Origin of the sequence: Vibrio sp. OPT46 (assembly GCF_015163535.1) — a bacterium.
Taxonomy (GTDB): domain Bacteria; phylum Pseudomonadota; class Gammaproteobacteria; order Enterobacterales; family Vibrionaceae; genus Vibrio; species Vibrio alginolyticus.
In genome coordinates this window covers 112,608-115,782 of record NZ_JADDYG010000244.1, presented here as the reverse complement: position 1 = coordinate 115,782, position 3,175 = coordinate 112,608, and the positions used below count along the sequence as shown (strand labels likewise).

General features: G+C 45.6%; 2 protein-coding genes and 1 pseudogene. 2 read left to right on the top strand and 1 reads right to left on the bottom strand.

Features of this window, described 5'->3' with window-relative positions; all coding sequences use genetic code 11:
- Positions 1–1,756 (top strand): FAD-linked oxidase C-terminal domain-containing protein (locus IQR33_RS10650; RefSeq protein ID WP_322631764.1); only part of this gene is annotated, 1,756 nt, incomplete at its 5' end.
- A 216-nt stretch (positions 1,757–1,972) separates the two neighbouring features.
- A complete protein-coding gene (locus tag IQR33_RS10645; protein WP_017634269.1) occupies positions 1,973–2,851 on the top strand; it encodes a DMT family transporter in 879 nt (292 codons plus the stop codon).
- Positions 2,852–2,897: 46 nt separating this feature from the next.
- Here IQR33_RS10645 and IQR33_RS32795 read toward each other — a convergent pair.
- A pseudogene (locus IQR33_RS32795) lies at positions 2,898–3,175 on the bottom strand (hydroxymethylglutaryl-CoA lyase); the annotation flags it as partial.

Sequence of the window (3,175 nt, the reverse complement as noted above, 5' to 3'; positions counted from 1 at the left end):
TATCGCGGAATTTCGTACGTTACTAGACAGCAATAACCTGCATTATGGCATGTTTGGGCATGTGGATGCTGGCGTTCTTCACGTGCGTCCGGCGCTCGATATGTGTGACCCTGAGCAAGAAGCGTTAATGCATCAACTGTCTGACGATGTGGTCGAGCTAGTGGCAAAATACAATGGCTTAATGTGGGGAGAGCACGGTAAAGGATATCGCTCAGAATATGGACCTGCCTTCTTTGGTGATGAGCTCTTTACTGAATTAAGGCGCATTAAAGCGGCGTTTGACCCCGACAATAAAATGAATCCGGGGAAGATTTGCACACCACTGAATAGCGACGCTGAAATGGTAAAAGTCACAGCGACCAAGCGTGGCTACTATGATCGTCAGATCCCCGTAGAAGTCCGAGAGTCGCTTAAGCCCGTACTGTCTTGCAATGGCAATGGGCTGTGTTTTAATTACGATGCTGATAGCCCAATGTGTCCATCATTTAAAGTGACAGCCGATCGTCGCCACTCTCCGAAAGGGAGGGCGGGGATAATGCGTGAATGGCTGCGTCGCCTTAATGACAATGACTTCGATTTGCTCGCTAACGAACAGCAACTTCTCAATCAAAAGTTATCGGTTAAGCTTTTGGCTCAGAAGCTGAGTAAGTTGATATCTCGCCCCGCTCCTGATGATTTATCGCATGAAGTTTATGAGGTGATGAATGGCTGTCTAGCGTGCAAAGCGTGTGCGAGTCAGTGTCCTGTGAAAGTTGATGTACCTGATTTTAGAGCGCGTTTTTTACACCTCTATCACTCTCGTTATCGTAGACCTCTGCGCGACTATCTGGTGTCGAATATTGAGCAACTGCTGCCGATTATGGCAAAAGCTCCCAAGCTGGTTAATCAAATTGCATCTAGTAGGCCTGTTACGCATGTATTAGAGACATCCATCGGTTTTATTGATTCGCCAGTGCTATCGATCCCTACGTTGCAAAGTCGATGTCAGGCACTTGGAGTGAGCCCGTTTGACTTTGTGTATCTAGAATCGCTTTCCCCAGAAGTGAAGCAAAATTACGTCTTGATTGTTCAAGATCCATTTACCAGCTTTTATGAAGCCGAGTTGGTTGCGGACTTTATTCAGTTATTGCAGCGGTTAGGGAAACACCCTGTTGTTCTGCCTTTCAAACCCAATGGGAAAGCTCAACATGTAAAAGGTTTCCTTAAGGCATTCGCCAGAAATGCACAAAACACATCGGATTTTCTCAACCAAGTTGCTGAGCTTGAAATTCCTATGATCGGTATCGATGCAGCCTTAGTGCTTTGTTATCGTGATGAGTACCATCAGGCTCTAAAAGAGAAGCGAGGCGAATTTACAGTTTATACGGCTCTTGAGTGGTTGGTGGATACACTTAATGAATGGCCGCCAGTACGTGTATCGGATGAAGAACCTTGGTATTTGATGGCGCATTGCACAGAAAAGACCAAAATACCGGAGGCTGAGAAATCTTGGCAGTCTATTTTTCAGCACTTTGGCTTAAATCTGCAAGTCATACCTACGGGATGTTGTGGCATGGCTGGGACATTCGGACATGAAGTGGATAAGAAAAGTACGTCTGAAGCTATATATCAGCTTAGTTGGAAACCGAATATAAAGAACCTGCCCACTGAGCGTGTGTTAGCCACGGGGTACTCCTGCCGCAGTCAAGTTAAGCGTTTTGAAGGGGAGGTAGTTCGACACCCGGTACAGGTTTTAGCCAGTTTGCTTGCTGTATAGAATGCCTAAAGTAATTTAGTATGCGAAAAGGCTTGCCTTAAGACTTTGCCTGCATTTAATGTATCTAGCAGCAGAACTTCAATCTGCGTGACAACAATACAGGAGAGGATCGGGCTTTCACTTTTTCGCTCGACACAAACCCCTTTCAAATTTACACAATAGCGCAGTAAAACTCTCTTGCTGCGCTATTGTGTGTTCCATATTTTGTGAGTACTTATGTTTAACTCAGAACGCAAAGCGACGGTTATTCTGGTTGCGACGACGATGATCGCGGCACTTGGCTGGATATTCTCTAAGGAAACAATACAGGGTTTACCACCTTTTGGCTTTATTGGGGCGCGATTTACTATCGCTTCGCTCTGCTTACTGCCTCTATGTTACCGACCTTTGCTGAAAGCAAACTTAAAAGATGTGCTTTCTGCTGGTGGTGTCGGGCTCCTGCTAGGCAGTGCCGTTATGACATGGATTTACGCTATTTCTATCAGTGATACTCTCGGGGAAGGCGCATTTATCATGAGCCTTTCCATGCTGTTTGTGCCGATTGTTGCATGGGTTATGTTTCGTCAACGACCACAACGAATTTTCTGGCTTTCTTTGCCTATCGCTGTATTAGGTCTTGCTTGTCTTTCTTTAGTTGGTGGCTGGAAACAATCGGCCAGTCAATTGTGGTTTCTTGGTGCAGCACTGGTTTTGGCGCTTCATTTTAATGTGAACAGCAAATACTCTCAAAAACTACCTGTGCTGCTGCTTACTTGCGTGCAACTTTTTTCAGCAGGTTGTTTAGGTTTGTTGGTTTCATTTTTTATGGAATCTTTCCCGGTAGAGGTGGACTCCTCTATTTGGTGGTGGTTTGCGTTGAGTACCTTATTAGCGACGAGCTTGCGTTACGTAATGCAAACCATGGGGCAAAAATTTGTTCAGGCAGGTAACGCTGCTCTAATTATGATATTAGAACCAGTTTGGACGGTTATTCTGAGCGTGCTGTGGTATGGCGAAGTACTAACGGCAAATAAACTAGTAGGTTGTGTGCTTATCTTATTTTCTCTAATTATTTATCGTACTGGCGGGCGGTTTCGCTTCCCTACCCGAAAGTAGAGCAAATTAATTTGGGTTGGGAGAATTTGAGGTGCCGGATGGCCTTCTACGAAAGTGATAATACGCGGTTACGCAATGCTAATGACACTTTTGATGTAGGCTGTCGACCCAGCTCTTCGCTGATCATCCAGCCAGCTTTAGCCAGTAGCTCTAAGTCGATCCCTGTTTCTATTCCTAACCCTTGGCACAAATACAGTACATCCTCCGTTGCGACATTTCCTGATGCGCCTTGAGCGTATGGGCATCCACCCAGCCCAGCTACACTACTGTCGATGGTATTGATGCCCATACTCAGTGCCTGATAAATGTTGGTGAGAGCTTGTC